Raw genomic sequence first — 18,919 nt, 5'->3', positions numbered from 1 at the left:
TCCTCATCTACTTCTCAATACTATGATTAAAACATAAAAACCCGTAAGAGGGCACTTTTTTTAAAAGTGTCCATCTTACGGGTTACAGTTCATACGCCTAGCGTGGAGCGGTCCTTTATTCTCTATCCCTTAACTAACCAGCTCTTCTCATAGGCATAACGCGCAAGCTGGACTCTATTTTCCAATTGAAGCTTCTGGAGAATATTTTTCAAATGGTTCTTTACCGTGTGCTCTGAAATATCCAACTTGCTTGAAATCTCCTTATTGCTCATTCCCTTTGCAACCAATCCTAATATTTCTCGTTCTCGGCCAGTTAAACGATCGGATTGCCCCTCATCTGCTCCCATGGGGGAAAATTCTTTCAAAATACGAAAAGCAAGCTCACGCGTCATCGGGGCCTCATCAACAGCAATCGCTTTCAAATATTCATGCCATGCCTCAGGCTTTAAATTTTTTAATAAATAGCCTTGAGCACCCTTCTTAAGCGCATCGAATAAATGAGAAATATCATCCGATACCGTCACCATCACCACTTTGACATAAGGGTATTTCTCCTTCAATCGTCGAGTTGTTTCCAGACCATCTATGCCAGGCATTTGAATATCCATAAGAATCAAATCAGGCATCCACCGTTCACTGAGTGCTAACGCCTCTTCACAGTTGCTTCCCTCCGCAACGATTTCAAAAGCAGGATCGCTCTCTAAAATCATACGAATTCCTGCCCTAGCCAATTCACTGTCATCCACAATGAGTACCCGGAACTTGGACATCAACTACCCCTCCTTTACAATCGCAACACAAGTCCCTCTATTTTTCCTATCGATTTGCAACTTCCAAGACATATTATTGGCTCGATCCTTCATCATTTTAAGTCCATAGCGGTTGACGCCAACTACTTTGTCTGGGTCAAATCCCATCCCGTTATCCGTAATTTGACACATCCAGCCTCGTTTCGTTGACAACGCTTTCACTCTTACACTGGTAGCATCCGCATGTTTATAACTATTAATCAATGATTCTCGAACGATTGCTAGTAATTCTATTTTATCTTTCACAGAAAGTTGAGAATCTTCTATATCCCACTTCGTTTCAATTTGTAGATCCGTTTCACGGCTCAACTCATCTATTAAGCTTCCCATCCCCTGAAGCCATGGATTTTCATCTCCATCCGCAGCGTGCCTTAAATTCGCAATGGCTTGTCTTACATAATCGTTCGTACGATACACACTTTCCTTCAATTGATCTAAGGGGAGTCCCTTCGCTTGATTCATCTGTTCCATACGCGTGACCTGAGCATTTAAAAAAAATAGGGATTGCGCGATGCCATCATGCAATTCCCGAGCAAGCTTTTCCCGCTCCTCTAGTACGTCCTGCACCGCCTTAGCTCGACTCAATTCTTCTTGATGATGCTCAATCATTTTGAACAATTTCATAATAAACACCAGCGTTACTACTAGTACAAATACAGGTGAAAGCCAGTTACCCAACTTCATAGAGATATAAGGAAGAAGAAATTCGTGCCTTACATACTCCCATAGACCAATCGTCAAGGTGGGAATAATTAAAATTAGCCATTTCATTTGCTTATAGGTCATTTTACCTTCTCCCCTCTACATTTTTATTCAATCTTATCCTATAACGTTTGATCAATCGACCGAAATTTATTAGGGATTCAGACAAGTTACGGTTTGATTCCTTTCGCAGATTACCCTCTTTTACGCTAACCCGAGTTATGTATTAAAAAATAGGCTTATCCAGCTAAAGTCTACACTGCAAAAAAAGAAGCCCGTATTTCGGAGTCGTTATGACCCGATGCACGGACTGCTTTCGCTTGTTATATAAAATTATTGCAAATACTGAACAGTATAACCCTTTTCTTTCAACAGATCGACAACCATGCCTTTCATGACATAGTGTGCCGCTCCTACAACGACGAAGGAGGTGTTCTCTCCTTCTTTCTCAAGCAATTGAGCTAGTTTACGAGCCATATTTTTGTCCCGCTCACCGATTAATCGTTTACTAGCTTCATCCTCAAATCCGACTTTTAGCAATTGTGTCAAGCCTTCTGCATCGCCCTCTACCCAATCAAGCTGCATCTTTTTCAAGTTCTCTTCGCTTTCCTTGATGCCGTTTCCAGTCAGGACGGAGTCTAGCATCGCATTCAATTCTTTTTCCTGCTGTTCAGGTGGAACATCCGCAAATACATGAGCCTGCACTTTAACTCCTTCAAGCTCATGAATCGGTTTATCTGTTAACATAGCCTTTGTAATAAAGTAATTGTCAATACCAGTAAGCATTGCCATTTGGTACGCTTCTGGATCTTGGGCATACCCTAAAGTCGACAGACTCGTGGAAATTGCAAAAGGCTTGAATCCGTCAAAAGCATTCCCCGGCAGGTCTAGCTTCGTCAGTGCTTTTTGCAGCTTCTCATACGTTTCTTTAGACACATGATCTTTTACTGTAGTTCCATCGCTATATTGCATTTTATCGTTGAAATAGCTCATGTCACCGTTCAGCAAATCTATTTCGACCCACAGATCGTCTGATGCATCAAATGCTTCACGAATACTCTTTTGCATCGGATACATATCGGTAATGCCAAGGTGAACGGAACCTAGCAAGTACAAGGTGTTGTTTTTATTCGTCACTTTCCACATCAAGCCTTCAGCGCCGGCATCTGCCGCATCATAAGCGAACTCCACCAATCGGCTCGCTATTACAGCAGCATGCTCAACGGTACTAGGCTTGTCCAACTCTAAGCCTGCCTTCGTGCCTTTTACGAGACCTTTATTCTGCATATAATCAACTGGTGCCATATTTGCGTTCATGTCGAATGATTTAGGCAGCTCATAATTTGCTAACAGCTTATGTAGAGAAGTAATAACCGTTTCTCTCGTAATAACTTTATCCGTTGGGAAAGACAAGGACGCTACTTTTTTCTTGAATCCGAGCTTATCTAGTTTCGTCGCCGTTCCTTCCATTAGTGTTGTAAACTTATCTGGTGTAATCGCCTTTTGGAACGATCCATCATGGTACCAATTAATTGGGTAAATCCCGTATTTTTCACCTTCATGTAACGTCTTTACCGACCATTGGCTAATTTGTGGAACAGCAGGAGCATCTGTCTCTGCATGAACCGGAAACACATTTCCTAACAAGATGGAAAAGCTTAACATACCTACAGTTGCCCAACGGGTTAGCTTGGACAAGCGTTTTTGTTCTGGCATCATTCTATCTCCTCTCGAATCTAAGTTGTGGTAAATGTTTCATAAATATTATAGCGTATCTATCCGTCGTACATGTGTCAAAAATATAATGAACTTATTTATTATTTGATGCAATCTGTGGAACAGCATTTGTGGAACATTATCTGTGAAACAAGCTTAGTCTTCTCGAAATCCCACTTACTTGTACAAATCTTGTTGATATGGACAAAAGTGCAGCTATTTTAAGTAGAAATCGCTATTTTCTACTTATTTAGGACAAATGTGCAGTTATTTTTCTCAATTAGGCATTCAAAAGGGGAAAGTGTCCAATATAAATGCATTTTTGCCGATAATGACCCCCAAATTCATATATATAGATAATATAACTGCATAATTGTCCATAACTCAAAATCAAAAACTCAAATTGCAGCATCATACACTTTTCAAAGACGATATATGCTGAAATGGATTCACAGTAAAAAAGACACGCTATATTGAGCGTATCTTTGTGTGCCTCGGTGTATCTATCATCTTACTTTTTTCATATAGATATAGATTGTTAGCGGCACAAATAGAAGAAGCAAAAATAAACATACACCAACACCAACTGCAATTTCGCCTGACGATGCCGTTCCATGCATCAATCCCCTTGCTGTTGTTGCGGCAATACTAACTGGATTCAGCTCGACAATAACGCCCATCCAATCCGGCATCGTATCAGAATCTACTAAAATATTGCTCGCAAACAGCAGCGGATACATCAGCATCATACTCGTGCCGGATACCGTTTCAGGCTTCTTGACCAACACGCCCATCATCGAGAAAATCCAACTTACACTAAAGGCAAAGCAAACAGTATATAGCAGCGCCATCATCGCGCCTAATGCGCCCCCCTCTGGTCGAAACCCCAACAGCATCCCTACTCCAAAGGAAACAAGTGCAGCACTCGCAAATCTTAAACTGTCCATCAGGACAGAACCTATCATCGTAGCTGGCTGCCAGAAAGGCATGGTACGGAATCGATTGTAAACCCCTTTTACAATATCCTGGCATAAAGTCGTTCCACTATAAACCGTCATAGGAAGTATGGTTAGCAGAAGAAATCCTGGCAAAAAATATTGGAGATACGCAGTCGTAGAGCCTGCAATCGCCCCACCGAATAAATAAGTAAAAATGAGCAGCGTGAGGACAGGAGAGAGAACAACATCCATCCCATAGGCAAATAAATTATTGCTCGTGTGCTTCCACGTTCTCCATACAAAAATGCGAACGGCCGCAAGTGCATTAGCACTTACTGGCTTCTTAAATTGCCTTACAAACAGAGAATGATCCGGAGCGGTTTGTGGCAACGCGTTTGTTTTGTTCATAAAACAACCTCCTTACTTGAGGATTGAAGCAAAGTTAGAAATACCTCATCCATACTCGGATCACTAAGCGAAAAATGAGAAATTGGTGTATCATTCTCTAATAGAAGTTGAATGATTTGATTCGCACATCTCGCCTCTGTAACGGGTATTTTTAATAACAAAGGATCTGTATTTTGAAGCAAGGTGAGATGCTGGCTAGCAAGCAATCGTTCGATATCGATAGCATTCACCTGATGCTGCAGCTGAATAGATAACGTTTTACCACCAGTAGAGGCCTTCAACTGAGTAGGTGTACCTTCGGCGACAATACTTCCTTTATCGATAATCACAATCCGATCTGCCAGTTGATCCGCTTCTTCTAAATACTGTGTCGTTAACAGCACGGTCGTCCCCCGCTTCAACAGCGTCCGCACAACATCCCATACTTGCATACGGCTTTGCAGATCAAGCCCTGTTGTAGGCTCGTCTAGAAAAATGATTTCCGGTTGGTTGATCACACTCGCTATAATATCCAGACGTCGCCGCATGCCGCCTGAGTAGGTTTGTACGATTCTATCTTTCGCATCTGATAGCCCGAACGATGCTATCAACTCATCTGCTAATACAGATGCATTTTTAGACGAATATCCGTACAACCGCGCAATCATAACGATGTTCTGATGACCTGTCAGTCCCTCGTCCAGCGCAGCAAACTGCCCCGTCAAGCTTATGTTCCTACGTACTTCATGCGCTTGTGCCGCAGCATCGTATCCTGCAACGAGGGCCGTACCTCCGTCAGGCTTGATAAGTGTACTGAGCATACTCACAATTGTCGTTTTCCCCGCTCCATTTGGACCTAGCAGAGCCAACAACTCGCCTTTTTTAACTTGCAAATCTATACCTTTAACGACTTCAGCGCCGTTGTATGCTTTCCTCAGCCCGTTCACTTCGATAGCAAGTGGCATATCCGTCCATCTCCCCTTTGTAATTGAATCTTTTATCCTTTATACAAAATAGTCTTTATGTTCCACTGCCCATTCTGCAAATGTCCTGCCACGTCGCCCAACAACATCCTCCACAGTTGGCAATACCGTATATCCAACTTCGGGTGGATTTTTGCCCATCTCTACAAAGAAATCGATATCGCCTTCTTCATAGCCTTGCTCTCTCCAACGATCACGAGCCTGCTCTTCCGTTAGCTCTATAAAATGAATTTCCTTGCCAATCGCTTCACTAATCACTTGCACCGCTTCGATACGAGTAAGCACTTCTGGGCCTGTAATAAAATAGCTTTGCTTATGGTGCCCACCATCTAGTAATGCCGCGACAGCTACACTCGCAATATCCGCTTCATGCACTCTGGAGCTCGGCACATTACCGAACGGCTCACGTACAACGCCTTCCGTACGAATAGAGTCTGTCCAATCAATTAGCGCATTCGCCATCACTTCTACTGGCTTAAGGAACGTCCATTCCATGCTGCTGCGTTGAACTGCTTCTTCAACCGCACCTTCATAACCAACCAACACCGTTACGCGACGCACACCAGCTTTTTCAGCCATATCAATAAGTTCAGCATTCGTTTGCAAATATCCATCTGCGCTCAAACTCGACGTAATTACGTGTAACCCCGTAACTCCTTCTAATGCAGCTTGCAGCGTCTCAGGTGCATTCAGATCGCCTGCTACTACCTCTACACCTGCTGGCATATTCGCTTTCTCTGGGTTACGCGATAAGGCGCGCACACGCTCACCTTTTTCCACCAACTGACTCACAATATGTCTGCCCACTGTACCTGTAGCACCTGTCACTAAAATTGTCATTACAAATTCCCCCCACCTAATATTCATAACGTTGTTGAATCTTTTTGATCTCTTCCATCAGCTCGATTTTTAAATCTTCAGGTGATAGGATCGCAACTTTGGAGCCATAGCTTAAAATAACGGAGATCGCATAATCTCTTAGGTAAAATTCTTTATGGACATCGATGTGCGTTCCAAGATGAATGCACTCGTCTCGAAATTGTTCCGTTACACGCGGCTGAGCAGACAAATCGAACCGTAAATGTGCGACTGTCCCTTGAACTTCTGCCACATCAGGGGCATCAACCAATTCCCTCGGTTGAAACGTCATGTCTGTGATCGCTACTTGTTCCATTCGCGACACGCGGAACAATCGCTTCGCCTGGCGACTCAGGCAATAACCTTCCAGATACCAGTACCCGCGCTCCCAATACAGATGGACCGGTTCCAATTGCCTGTTCGTACATTCACCTGTCGCATTCGTATACGAAAAATGAATGATTCTACGATCATTGACCGCTTGGTGTAAAGCTTGAATGATTTCTTTCTCACCTTCTGAGGCGTTCAGCGCGAAGATCAGCTTTTCATGCTCGCCTTGACTGAGCAGAGCTGGCTGTAAGCTGCCCAGCTTGTTCACTAAGGAGGTGATTTGATCTCCGAATGCCCCCTCCATGCCTTTTAACAGGTTGTAAATAACCGCAAAGTCCTGCATCGAAAAATGCTGCTTCGTTAAAAAGAAACCTTCCATCAACTCGAAGCCACCATCTGTACCAGCAAAGGAAACAACCGGTATGCCTGCTTGATTAATAAGCTCTATGTCCCGATAAATCGTGCGAATCGATACCTCAAACCGAGCAGATAGCTCAGTTGCGGTTACTCTTTTCTTTGACATTAGCTCCATCGTAATGCCAAGCAATCGATCTAGTTTCATGAAGCGCTCTCCTCATCACCGCCATCCTCACACCTGATAATGGCATCATAATATACGAATCCTGACATCTTGTATGTCAGGATTCAATCACGACTTTTAAAAATGGACAACAAAAATTCGAAAAAGGGTTCATACCTACTTATGAACACAGTCCCCCTCATCGATTAGCTTAGATTAAACTAAATTAAATGAGATTCGTTTAAATTACATAACGTAATTCACACATACATCACAGCCTTAATTACGGAATTCAACCATCCGATCTCTATACATGTATCACCATTCCTCAACGTTCATTTGTTGTGAAGTTCATGTCTTGGAACTATGATAGTAAATAGAAGCGCAAACATCACGAGTTCGTCAGCATGCTCTAATCAAGGAGGAATGATGAATGAGTAGTCTTACTGCGTTATTTCTTAACCGAATCGGCTACACCAGCACCATTGAGCAAGGCCATCATGAAATGATTACCTTTGAAAAGCTGCCCCGGATCCTCGAATTAGCATCAACTTCAATCCCTTTCGAAAATTTACGCGTACTGACTCATCGCACTAGAGATATTACGAGAGAGCATCTAATTGAAGATATTCTCATCCGTAACGAAGGCGGCATCTGTTATGAACTGAATGCACTGTTTTATTTATTTTTGATCGATAACGGATTCGATGCCACATTCACAAGAGCCATTATTTACGATAACGAGGCGAAAGAATACATTGCATGGGGCCGAACACATGTAACGATTCTACTTAAACATGAAGGACAAACATATCTAGTAGACGCAGGTGTTGGCGGAAATATGCCATTAAAGCCAGTCCCACTGACTGGCGAGGAAGTTACGTCTAATAATGGTGACTTTCGGGTGACTAAAGTTGAACATGAACTCGGCAACTATATATATGAAATTAAGCTAAAACATAAAGATACCGATTGGCACATCAATTATATTTTTAATTCCAATATGCTGTTATCTGACTTAGCAGAATGTACAGAAGTGCAGCAAATTGTAGTCGAACATCCCGATTCACATTTTAACAAAGGCCCGCTCATTACGAAGTTAACGAGTACAGGCAACATCACCTTAACGAGCAGCTCATTTACGAAATGGGAAAATGGAGTTGTAACGAAGGAGAAGATTGATGATGCGGAATTTTCGAAATTACTACAAGAGCACTTTGATTTAAAATAGTGGATAGTGTCCGTATCGGCATTGGGGTGGACACGCGCTAGATTCAAGTTCTAGTGGTATTCTGTCGATGCTATCCGCTTCAGACCCTCACGCAGCCAACACGGACACCGGCTTATATCTGTTACACGCATACAAAAAGAGATGGGCAATTGTCATCATATGATCGCCGTTCATATGGGTGAATACGCATAGTTAATTATGGTTCGTAAAAACGCTTGGACATTTCCAAGCGTTTTTTGATTTCTTATCTGAGACGCATCTTCTCTTTTGTATTGCATCTTTTCTGTTATACATCAAGAGGGAAAAAAGGATCTCTCCGCTCCCCATTGTGCTAACGGTTACCATTGTGGTTATTCAGCGTATTTTTGATTGTTTGAAAATATAACGGTCGCCACAGCGCTTATTTACTAGACTAAACCTTAAACTGGGCTACTTTTCCTAAAATAAGCTCAATGGCGACCATTAGAATTGTATAAGAGCCAATTTCGTCAAAATAACGTCAATGACGATCGTTAGAGAGAGCACTTCAAGCCTTTTCCGATTATTAAGATTATCGAGAACATTACATACATCAAATACATCGAAAACATCGAATATATCAAGAGTATCGATCTCCCGTTAAACAGCGGCTATACATTTGATGCCCATCTAGCATCTCAAATGGCACACATGGTCCTATAGGTTCTCCACTTCCCGCTACGAGATACGTGTCAGCTTATCGGGATTTCGAACAATATAAATATGTTGCACTTTCCCTTGTCTTATATCCAAGAAGAACACCGATTGTACAACACCATTGCTCCGAATAACAACTCCAGTCTGTCCACTAATAGGTGCCAGATCCACGGCAAAGCCACCTTCCCCTTCTGCTTCCTGAGGCCAATTCCGGCGAATCCCTAACAAGAAGCGAGCAACGCGATCACTTGTCATGATTGGGTTAACCGCAGCAGTTACTTTACCGCCTCCATCAGATAAGAGCACCGCATCCTCCGCAAGCATGGACAATACTTTATCGACTTTGCCAAGCGAGAGCGCAGCAAGGAACTGCTGCACCCATTCTTCTCCGATACAGCCTTTTCCGATCAGCTCCTCTTCGGATACACCCATCTTCCCTCTGGCGCGGCTCATCAGCTTGCGGCAATTCAATTCACTCTTGTCGATTAGTCCAGCAATAGTAGGATAATCGAACCCCATCGCTTCCCTAAGCACAAATACAGCCCGTTCGGCTGCGGACAACCGCTCAAGAAGCGCTAGTATCGCATAGGAAAGCAGGTCATTGCGAACGACCGCCTCAAAGCTATCATCATCCATCGTCGGGATCGGCTCTGGCAGCCATGGGCCAACATACTGCTCGCGGCGCTTTCTCGCTGAACGAAGCAGATCTAGACAACGGTTCGTAATCATTTTACACAAATAAGCTTTCGGTTCCTTAAATCGACTAGGGTCGACGCTTTGTACTTTGACGAAGACATCTTGAACGGCATCTTCCGCATCAGCGGCAGAACCGGTTAATTGGTAGGCAAGACGGAACATCAGGCCGCGATATTGTTCATAAAGCTCAATCATAGGCTGCCTCCTTTGATGAGAACATTGAACAAAAAACATAGCACTTTGCAATTGCAATTAGAGCTAGAGCTTACACCTCGATGAAGCATCAAACGTGCTCACACCATACTGACATAATCCCATAATGTTTTCTTCGTCTTATAAGCCAACCTACCTGTGAGAATGATATCAAGTCCCCATTTATGGGTCCATAATAAACCACGGTCTGGTCCAAGACCGATCGAGTATGAATCTAAGACTCTTTTGTGCTGTGGAGCTTGGCGCCCCGTCAAATCGGCAAACATAATTTTCCCTAAACGCTTCGCTTGTGGAATAGCCTCTTTACACGTCATTTGATCCGCTTTGCCGCTCTCCATATCCACAACATGCGCACAATCACCAATGGAATAAATACCTGGTGCTGACGGTACGCGATAGCATTCATCTACGATAATTTTACCATCATCCGTAAGAGGCAGCGACATATGGCGCAAAGCTGGGTTCGCAATAAGACCAAGTGCCCAAATCGTTAAACCAACAGGCAGCTTCGCACCACTGGACAAATTAAGATTGCCATCTACTTCGCTTATCGCTTTCTCACGGTGATGAACGACAACGCCTATTTCCGCTAATGTGCTGTCCAATTTACGCGAAGCCTTGGCAGGCCCATCCTTAAATAGTCGATCCTGCGCATTCAATAAATGTACCTTCACCTTCGCGTGATCGATGCCCATGATGACAGCTTCCGTTCGCATTGCGTGTGCCAGCTCGGCTGCTGTCTCGATTCCGGTTATGCCCGCTCCTGCAACCGCTACAGTTAGTAATCGCTCCTGTTCTTGTTCTCCTTTTGCAGCGGCAAGCTTCATATTGGTATACCACTGCTCCCGCATACGCTCGGCGGTATGAATATCGTTTAACGAAATACCTCCTTGATCCGGTTCCGGCTGACGCGCGACACTGCCAATGGCTACTACGAGCAGATCATAATGTATCCGTTGCTCCTGCCCTTTCGCGTCTTTGTACATCAACCATTTCTTATCGCTCTCCACATACTGCAGAGCCCCTTGAACGAACTGCGCATCATCTTGAAGAATCTGTTTCCAAGGAATTGTAATTGGCTCATTGGATACAGCCGGGCGAAACAGCAGCACTTTTCGTACATGATAAGGATGTGGGTCCAATAGAATCAGTCGAAGCTTCCGCCCCACTTCTTTCTCCTGAAATGCTTTACGTATCGCCTTTATTGCATGAATCCCAGCAAAACCTCCGCCAACAACAACACAAGTCAATTCTTTCATTCCAATCCTCTCCCTTTTCCTGTTTGACAATAGAACGAGAAAGGGTTGGTTTTTGTGACACGTCATGATCCAGTGAAATTGGAATACCAATACTATGTTGAACAATTGCTGTAGAATGATTACATAATTGCATGATGATTACGTTTATAGATTAAATGATTAAATGAATAATCGAACAAATGAAAAACCACCTGCCGTGGATATTTTCCATAGTAGGTGGCATCATTTATTAGGTTATTTCAGCATTAACGCCCACGAAACTTTATATATTATCTGCTTTAAACATCAATAAACACTGCAACTTAACAACGAATGCTACCATAGCTACTCTGCACCAGCGCCCGTTTCAATTCTCGTCATCGTAGACGCATATCCGCCGCCATCCGGGTACACCCATCTGCCCGAATTGACATTGCCATCCGCACTGAACTCGCCTTTGAAATAAGCAGGAGATCCCTTTTCACCGCCCCAAATCATCAGCGTGTCACCATCTATTTCGTACACATAATCCAACGTATTGCCCATGCTGTCATAGTAACGCGACTTAATGTCCTTGCTTGGCTCCTCGCCAAACGGCTTTACGTGACCGATAATCTCGATCCCTTTCACATCTTGACCGTACTGCTTCAACTGAACCTCTTGGACAAGAAAAAATTCGCCTTCCATCCATCTATAAGTAACGATGCCTTCTACACCACCGCTCACCTTCCAGCTTCCAACTAAGCGATTCAACGATTGCATATCAGGATTGGGCGTTGGCGCGGTATATGCACCTGTTTCCATAAGATTATCTGTCATAAGACGATTCCTCCTTATATTTACGTGAATGAGTAACAGTTCGATGTATTTGTTCCCGCTCCGCATCTATGTCTGAACCATCATGTCATTGCGAGTTTGATTCATGCAGCTGCAAGTGCTCTTCCAATCGTTCTAACGTATCTGTATAGCCTTCAATCATCCCCATCGCCTCAGCTCCTTCAAGCTGCTCCACACTTGTAAAATGGGTCGTAATTGAAACTTTCGTGCCCTGTACCGTATCGCTAAACGTAACAGCCGTTAACATATCACTACCGTTAATAACATTCCAATTCTCATCTGTCATTGAGTCTACATAGACAAGCTTGGAAAGCTCATCAACCTCACGATAAACGGCTTGGCATAATACTTTACTTGTTCCATCATTAGCGGCTAATTGATAGCGCCATGCGCCTCCAGGGCGGACATCCATTTCATATACCGTAGCAGTCCAATTTCGAGGTCCCCACCAACGCACAATATGTTCAGGCTTCGTCCAGCCTTGCCAAGCAAGCTTACGAGGGATGGCAACTATCCGCTCCACGATAAGTTCCCGCCGCTCATGATTTTTAATAATGGTCGTCTTCGTGTTCATCGCATACCTCCAAAATGGCAATCGAATAGAGCATTCGTAACATGTATGTTCTTCGAGTAGTAATCCAATATTCACGCTAAAATGAAAACAAGCGAACGCTTAAAGGTATCTCATTTATTAATAATTTTCTTATTACTCCTGCAGCTAAACGTTACTGTTACTGCTCCTCCTTTCTATAAATGTCGAGCATATAGTCCTCAAATTGATCAAGACGCTCTTCCCATAACAAGCTAAAGGAATCGAACCAAGCATCCAGCTCCTGAAATGGTCTCGCTTCCAGACTATATATCCGCTGCTGACCTTTATGCTGGACAACTACCAGTCCAGCCTCGCCCAAAATGCGCAAATGCCGTGACACTTGCGGCTGACCGATATGAAGCTCTTCTACAATTTCCCCAACCGAATGCGGTCTTTTCTTTAACAACTCTACGATGTTAAAGCGATTGGGCTCTGCGATTGTAAATAACAACACCTGCATTGGTAATGTTTTCATAGTTAATATATACACCATAACGTATATACGCGTCAACGTATATTTAAAACCTCCGAATCCTTCACACTTCCGAAATTTGAGATCAATTCGTGCTGCATACTGCTGCCATGAGCATGCTCAGCTAAATATGAAAAAAGAGCAGTTCCCTCATCTCAAAAGAGGAACTGCTCATTAATCGTATTCTAACATACACACACCTAAGCTCAGAAAGACAGCTAAGCCGTCACATACAACCATTTCAACGCTTCAGGTAAATAGTAAACACCTTTCTCGAAATTATGCGAGTCACTTTCAAAGATGATTTGCTTCGCCGAAAGTGTCGTGAAGCCTTTGCACAGCAATAGTTCATAGACTGCTAAGTTGTTGGGCACCATCCACTGCTGACCATTCGTTCGTCCTGCACCTTCGCCATGTCCGACATTCATAAAGAGCCGCTGCCCATGACTGTGCGCAGGCTGCTGATCCACCCAATCTACAATGCCGGGGAACCAGAACGAACCCGAGAAGCTGCCTATTTTGCCAAATACATCTGGGTAAAGCAATGCCGTGTATAACGAAATGAGTCCGCCAAAAGAAAAGCCCATTATTCCCGTATGCTCGCCCTCTTGCAATGTTCGATAGCGGCTGTCGATATACGGCTTCAATTCATGAGCCAAATATGCAGCGTATTGCGCCGCCTGACCGCCAAACTTTTTTTCCCCAGACTCAAATACATTGGTAGATACAAATGGTGTATACTCATTATTTCGGTCAAATGGCTTAATGCCGACAAATAGAAATGCTGGCAATTCTCCTTTAGCAGTAAGGTTACGAATGATCGAAAGAGAGTCACTATTCTCAGGGTCAACTAAGTTCCCATTGTCCTGCACATAAATAACTGGATACCTATCCGAACTTTCCTCATACCCTTCTGGCAAATAAATCGTTAATTCACGCTCACCAAATTTCTTATGTATAATCTTCGTCATTGTATCACCACCGACTCCCCTATCCATTTACTTGCTCATAAAATGAAGCACTTGCTCAGTCGCATGCTGAATCGCAAGCGGCCCACCTGTATCAATGGAGACCTCCAGCGGAAATACGTTGTCAGCTGCGTATCGATATCAGCCAAATAATCCACAACAAAAATAACATCTGGATTCAGCGTCACAACCCCTTGCTTCTTTCATCAATTCCATCCATGCAGCCATCACGTACCACGATAATGAGGATCTAACTCCAAAGCAATAGACAATTCGATTGTACTTCTTGTATTTTTCTATGATCGTTAGAAGATATTCGTGTTCCCCACTATCATTATAGGACTACTCTATTACACAAATAGATTCTATATATTTAACGAATAAACAAACTTAAACTATGATAGGGTCAGAAACTTGGAGGTGGGCGTATGAATGACCACAGTCAGAATAAATTGAAGTCTCAGTTCGATGAAGCTGCGCAACAGTATGACCAACAACGAAAAATGCTTATCCCCTGCTTTGACGACTTTTACCGTATATCCGTTTCACTAGCACAGTCAGCAACAAGCTCCCCTAACCTATTAGACCTAGGCGCCGGAACCGGCTTGTTCTCGTCACTAATGATGCAGAAGTATCCCGACGCTAATCTCACCCTTATCGACTTGTCTGAGAAAATGCTAGAAATCGCGAAGCTAAGATTCAAAGGATCAACAAGCGTCACTTACATCGTGGATGATTATACGAACTTCATCTCACCTGAGAAATATGACATAATCATTTCTGGCCTATCGATACACCATTTAACCGATGCCGACAAACAAACTTTATATAAAAATACATATTCGCATTTGAAGCCGGGCGGTATATTTATTAATGCTGATCAAGTTCTAGGGCATACTCCGTTTATTCAATCTCTTTATACAACCGACTGGAAGGATAAAGTGGAAGCGAGCCAATTATCCAGACAAGAGATAGATGCTGCATATGAAAGAACGAAACTAGATAAAATGTCTCCGCTGCAAACACAGATCAATTGGCTGCAAGAAATCGGATTTTCAGAAGTAGATTGTGTGTATAAATATTTTAACTTCGTAGTTTTGTTTGCTAGAAAATAAACACCTCACATATGGAAATTATCTTTCATCGTAAACACGCCACACCGAACAAAATAAGAAAAGCAGCCTGCAATTAGGCTGCTTTAAATGAACACGATAAGCTGCGAATACTTGACTCGTTGTATCTAGCTAGCGATAGCTCAATCCAAAATCTCTCGGATACTCTTTGCTTAAGGTTACAGGTAGTTTCCCTTTTGGATTCGTACCGAAAATGACTTCGATAGATGCATTCCAAGAAATCGGAACAGGGGTAGTCCAATACCAAGTATCTGCCGCATAAGCCGCTATGTAAGCCTTCGCATTTGGCAAACTTACGATATCGCTAGGGTTGCCGAGAGCAACGGTCACTACAGGCTTACCAGTCGCGATTAGCTGGTTTACAAGATCAATTTGTCCTTTTGGAATTTTGCGGTCTGACTGCGTAAATACAATAATCCGATCTACTAGCTTTGCTTTGGCAAGTGCTCCTTGAATGGCTTCTTCCGTTGCATCCAATGGTTCTCCCATAGCTGGTGCCGCCTGATAGGCCAGTACTTCGCCTTTGCTTACAGCCCTAACCATCTTTGCGATCCGCTCCGCATAGGCCATACTTACAACAAGTGTTTTCTCATCGGATCGAGGATTAAACGGCAGCACACTGTCATTTTTGAGCAATGTAATCGAGTCCAAAGCCATCTGGTAGGAACGATTCCAATGATCTTCATTCCCTACTATTTTTACAGCTTGATTCACGTCAACATATCGGTTGTCGAACGTCTTCATCTTTAATTTATAAGTAATAATCCGTGTTACTGCATCATCCACACGACTCTTCTCAATTTTCCCAGCTTGAAGTGCGTTATATAGAGCATCCAGCGTCTCGATTTGATCTGCTGCAGAGCCATTGGCCATGACAATATCTGCACCTGCATTAACAGCCATAACGGCGGCTTCGCCAGCTCCCCAGTTTTTAGATATCGCGTCCATAACCATCGCATCGGTAATAATCATCCCTTTAAATCCTAAATCTTCACGCAGTAATCCGGTTAGAACTTTTTTCGATAACGTTGCTGGTAAGGTAGGGTCAATCGCTTCAATAATAATGTGGGAGGTCATAATCGATTCGATCCCTTGATCGATAACAGCTTTGAATGGAGGGAGATGCACTTGTCTCAATACATCTTCACTGTAAGATACTTTGGATAACGTAGTGTGTATCAAAATCGGTATCCCCGTGGCCTGGGAAATGCTTCGCGCTAGATAATACACCTTCACTTTGATACCCTTTCAATTGCGCAACAGCCATGTCGCTGACCATTTGTGTCTGCTCTCCAAATGAACGAACGCCAATAACCGGGTTCTCCATGTTCGAGTTTACGTCTACAACTGGCGAGTAGCTCCATTGAAAGCCCATCGCTTTTGCTTCCTTAGCCGTTATGCGAGCTGCTTGTTCCGCATACTCTATACTGCGCGTAGCTCCAATCGCCATCTGTCTAGGTAAAATAATACCGGTAGCAGGAACTCGCTGCGCCGTTCCATTTTCCATATCACCAGAAATAAATAACGGAATGCCTAGGCGAGATTGAAATGCCAATAGCTGTAAGTCGTTCGTGAACTTTGCTGTCTCTACTGTGTTTCTCATAATGGCAGTTATTAAAGCGCTGCCCACATTATATTCCTTGATCATCTTCTCAGAAAAGGGATCTGCTTGATTCGTAGGGGTATACATGACGAGCTGGCCAATCTTTTCCTTATCATTCATGAGGGAGACAATCTTCTTAGCCTTCTCTTCAATCAGCATATTGCTGCCCACAATAGCCTCAACCGTCACATTTTTCACCGTTTCCGACTGATTACCTGCTAGAGGGATAGGGCTAACACTCGGACTAGCACTGCTCACATTCCAGGCGTTCGAAATAACTGCTGTGAATACTAAGAGGCACATCATGATACTAGCGACTTTCTTGTTCATCGTAATCTTCTCCTTCTCGCTCATTTAGGTCGCCATACATACTGCAGCTGTATGTAATGCTATATGTTGTTGCGATCTGCGAAGTAGACTATCACGAAGAGAATAGATTTACAATATAATACATCAATTATTTGTTATACTTACCCATGATTTAGGAGATTTATTTCTATTTATTTTACATTAGCAAAATCCAGCGTAGCATGGAAAAGGCACGGCGTAGCAAAGCAAAATGAAGCAACGCGAAGAAAAATTGCGCTAACGGTTGCCACGGAGGCTATTCCGTGTTTATGGGTCGATTTTGAAATGTAACGAGCGTCATGGAGCTTATTTGTCTGCGTGACCGATATCATTCAGCAAGATTGCTAAAATAAGCTCAACTACAACCGTTAGCACTCTGAAATGAATCATTTTACGAAAATAACGTCTACAGCGCTCGTTAACGGAGTTTAATTAGCTTAGGTACTCCAAGTACACCTTGTTGCAGTGCAGATTAAGATAGCATTCCCCAAAAATTGTACATGTTTGAATTGAATAAACATCTTAAACTTGATTATTTATGAACTATATCATTTGCAAAACAAATCGTCTTGTCCAAATGGACGACCGTACAAGCAGAAAGAAGCGCCCTTTCATATGCTGGAACATTCCTTTCGTTCAGTACATGATAAAGGGGGATACGATGAAAAAGACGCATCGCTTTCACATACCGAAGAACTTGTTGTGGGAAGCATTCCGACAATCTGAAAAGACGAAAGTTGTAGGCATAGACGGTCAGACCATTGAGGACTTTAAGCAAAATCGAATCAAACTGCTGCATGAATTGTGGGTAGAACTCAATGCTGGCAGCTATGCTCCTTCTCCCGTTCGAAGAATCGTAATCCCCAAGAAAAGCGGTGGATGGAGACCGATGGGCATTCCAACGGTAACAGATTTTATTGTACAGACACTGTTAAAAAATGAACTTGCCCCTGGATTCGAGCGTATATTTCATCCCAATTCATATGGCTATAAACAAAAAAGGCCCGCACGAGACGATGCCGTACGCCTAGCAGGTGAACGTTGTTTGCGATATGATTGGGCACTTGTCATGGATATTAAAAAATTTGGTGAAAACATTAACCATCGGCTGCTTATGGACATGTTGAACACACATATTCGGAGCAAATGGGCATTGCTATACACCCATCGCATGATGATAGCCCCTATTCAAATGAAAGATGGAACTATAGTCACATCCAAAAAAGGACTCGCCCAAGGCAGCAAACTCAATATTTTGCTAGGCAATGTGTATTTGCATCATATATTTGACGAGTGGATGCAGAAGAAGCATGCTGACATTCCATTCGAGCGCTACACGGATGATATCATTTGCCATTGTAAAACGGAAACGAGCGCAAAAAAGCTGCTCGCCCAACTGCAGCAAAGATTCACCCGTTACAGGCTTACTCCTCATCCTGAAAAAACGAAGATCGTGTATTGCAAAGATGATAGCCGAAGGGGAAACTATACCCATGTTGATTTCCAGTTTCTAGGCACAACTTTTTGCTCACAGAAAATCAAAACCAACTCCGGCAGTTACACCGCTCGTTTCGGTCCAAAAACAAACGACTACGCCGTACCTGCAACCAAGAGAATGTAGCTATGATTTTACTGCTTGCACATTCTGCGTTTGAGTTTCTATTAAGGTT

The 18,919-nt window shown here is 43.1% G+C and carries 17 protein-coding genes and 1 pseudogene; 3 read left to right on the top strand and 15 right to left on the bottom strand.

The genetic code is table 11. The annotated features are described in order from the left end of the window. Nucleotides 1-122: 122 nt before the first annotated feature. The 7 genes from H580_RS0108120 to H580_RS0108090 all read right to left on the bottom strand — a co-directional run bounded on the left by H580_RS0108120 (nucleotide 123) and on the right by H580_RS0108090 (nucleotide 7,285). Complete coding sequence (locus tag H580_RS0108120) at nucleotides 123-770, bottom strand: response regulator (protein ID WP_028594338.1); 648 nt, start codon at nucleotides 768-770, stop codon at nucleotides 123-125. Nucleotides 771-773: 3 nt separating this feature from the next. Then, complete coding sequence (locus H580_RS0108115) at nucleotides 774-1,595, bottom strand: sensor histidine kinase (protein WP_028594337.1); 822 nt, start codon at nucleotides 1,593-1,595, stop codon at nucleotides 774-776. A gap of 249 nt (nucleotides 1,596-1,844) precedes the next feature. Further along, complete coding sequence (locus H580_RS0108110) at nucleotides 1,845-3,227, bottom strand: TraB/GumN family protein (RefSeq protein WP_028594336.1); 1,383 nt, start codon at nucleotides 3,225-3,227, stop codon at nucleotides 1,845-1,847. A 506-nt stretch (nucleotides 3,228-3,733) separates the two neighbouring features. Further along, nucleotides 3,734-4,573, bottom strand: a complete 840-nt coding sequence (locus H580_RS0108105) for an ABC transporter permease (protein WP_084509068.1) — start codon at nucleotides 4,571-4,573, stop codon at nucleotides 3,734-3,736. Beyond that, the gene (locus H580_RS0108100) at nucleotides 4,570-5,517 is read right to left on the bottom strand and encodes a daunorubicin resistance protein DrrA family ABC transporter ATP-binding protein (protein ID WP_036604873.1); all 948 of its coding nucleotides are present in this window, start codon (nucleotides 5,515-5,517) and stop codon (nucleotides 4,570-4,572) included. The genes H580_RS0108105 and H580_RS0108100 overlap by 4 nt, the downstream gene beginning before the upstream one ends. A gap of 39 nt (nucleotides 5,518-5,556) precedes the next feature. Further along, complete coding sequence (locus H580_RS0108095; protein ID WP_028594333.1) at nucleotides 5,557-6,375, bottom strand: NAD(P)H-binding protein; 819 nt, start codon at nucleotides 6,373-6,375, stop codon at nucleotides 5,557-5,559. 16 nt (nucleotides 6,376-6,391) lie between these two features. Next, nucleotides 6,392-7,285 carry a helix-turn-helix transcriptional regulator gene (locus H580_RS0108090; protein ID WP_028594332.1) on the bottom strand — a complete coding sequence of 298 codons (894 nt, stop codon included), beginning with the start codon at nucleotides 7,283-7,285 and terminating at the stop codon, nucleotides 6,392-6,394. A 391-nt stretch (nucleotides 7,286-7,676) separates the two neighbouring features. On the opposite strand from H580_RS0108090, the gene H580_RS0108085 reads away from it, so the two are divergent. Further along, entirely contained in the window at nucleotides 7,677-8,474 is a 798-nt protein-coding gene (locus tag H580_RS0108085) for an arylamine N-acetyltransferase family protein (RefSeq protein WP_028594331.1), read from the top strand. Between the two features lie 696 nt (nucleotides 8,475-9,170). Here the strand turns inward: H580_RS0108085 and sigJ are convergent. The 6 genes from sigJ to H580_RS0108055 all read right to left on the bottom strand — a co-directional run bounded on the left by sigJ (nucleotide 9,171) and on the right by H580_RS0108055 (nucleotide 14,168). Continuing rightward, nucleotides 9,171-10,040 (bottom strand): RNA polymerase sigma factor SigJ, encoded by an 870-nt coding sequence (sigJ, locus tag H580_RS0108080; RefSeq protein ID WP_028594330.1) that lies wholly within the window; start codon nucleotides 10,038-10,040, stop codon nucleotides 9,171-9,173. A gap of 98 nt (nucleotides 10,041-10,138) precedes the next feature. Then, nucleotides 10,139-11,317, bottom strand: coding sequence for an NAD(P)/FAD-dependent oxidoreductase (locus tag H580_RS0108075; RefSeq protein WP_028594329.1), 1,179 nt, complete (start codon nucleotides 11,315-11,317; stop codon nucleotides 10,139-10,141). A 324-nt stretch (nucleotides 11,318-11,641) separates the two neighbouring features. Beyond that, the gene (locus H580_RS0108070) at nucleotides 11,642-12,115 is read right to left on the bottom strand and encodes a hypothetical protein (RefSeq protein WP_028594328.1); all 474 of its coding nucleotides are present in this window, start codon (nucleotides 12,113-12,115) and stop codon (nucleotides 11,642-11,644) included. Between the two features lie 85 nt (nucleotides 12,116-12,200). Next, on the bottom strand, nucleotides 12,201-12,707 hold the full coding sequence (locus H580_RS0108065; RefSeq protein ID WP_028594327.1) for an SRPBCC domain-containing protein: 507 nt from the start codon (nucleotides 12,705-12,707) through the stop codon (nucleotides 12,201-12,203). Nucleotides 12,708-12,864: 157 nt separating this feature from the next. After that, a complete protein-coding gene (locus tag H580_RS0108060; protein ID WP_084509074.1) occupies nucleotides 12,865-13,200 on the bottom strand; it encodes an ArsR/SmtB family transcription factor in 336 nt (111 codons plus the stop codon). Nucleotides 13,201-13,415: 215 nt separating this feature from the next. Further along, nucleotides 13,416-14,168 carry an alpha/beta hydrolase gene (locus H580_RS0108055; RefSeq protein WP_028594325.1) on the bottom strand — a complete coding sequence of 251 codons (753 nt, stop codon included), beginning with the start codon at nucleotides 14,166-14,168 and terminating at the stop codon, nucleotides 13,416-13,418. Between the two features lie 425 nt (nucleotides 14,169-14,593). Here H580_RS0108055 and H580_RS0108050 point away from each other — a divergent pair, with 425 nt between their 5' ends. Beyond that, nucleotides 14,594-15,280, top strand: coding sequence for a class I SAM-dependent methyltransferase (locus H580_RS0108050; protein WP_028594324.1), 687 nt, complete (start codon nucleotides 14,594-14,596; stop codon nucleotides 15,278-15,280). Nucleotides 15,281-15,409: 129 nt separating this feature from the next. Here H580_RS0108050 and H580_RS26980 read toward each other — a convergent pair whose 3' ends face one another. After that, nucleotides 15,410-15,955, bottom strand: coding sequence for a glycoside hydrolase family 3 C-terminal domain-containing protein (locus H580_RS26980; protein WP_425414121.1), 546 nt, complete (start codon nucleotides 15,953-15,955; stop codon nucleotides 15,410-15,412). A gap of 159 nt (nucleotides 15,956-16,114) precedes the next feature. Further along, nucleotides 16,115-16,988 (bottom strand): annotated as a pseudogene (locus H580_RS26975) (glycoside hydrolase family 3 protein); the annotation flags it as partial. A gap of 922 nt (nucleotides 16,989-17,910) precedes the next feature. Between H580_RS26975 and H580_RS23725 the strand changes: the two are divergent. Continuing rightward, entirely contained in the window at nucleotides 17,911-18,870 is a 960-nt protein-coding gene (locus tag H580_RS23725; protein ID WP_036604908.1) for a reverse transcriptase domain-containing protein, read from the top strand. Nucleotides 18,871-18,919 lie beyond the last annotated feature (49 nt).

The organism is Paenibacillus assamensis DSM 18201, from assembly GCF_000422445.1.
Lineage (GTDB): Bacteria > Bacillota > Bacilli > Paenibacillales > Paenibacillaceae > Paenibacillus_B > Paenibacillus_B assamensis.
Note: the sequence above shows the minus strand (reverse complement) of the source record. Positions and strands in the feature narration are given on the sequence as shown.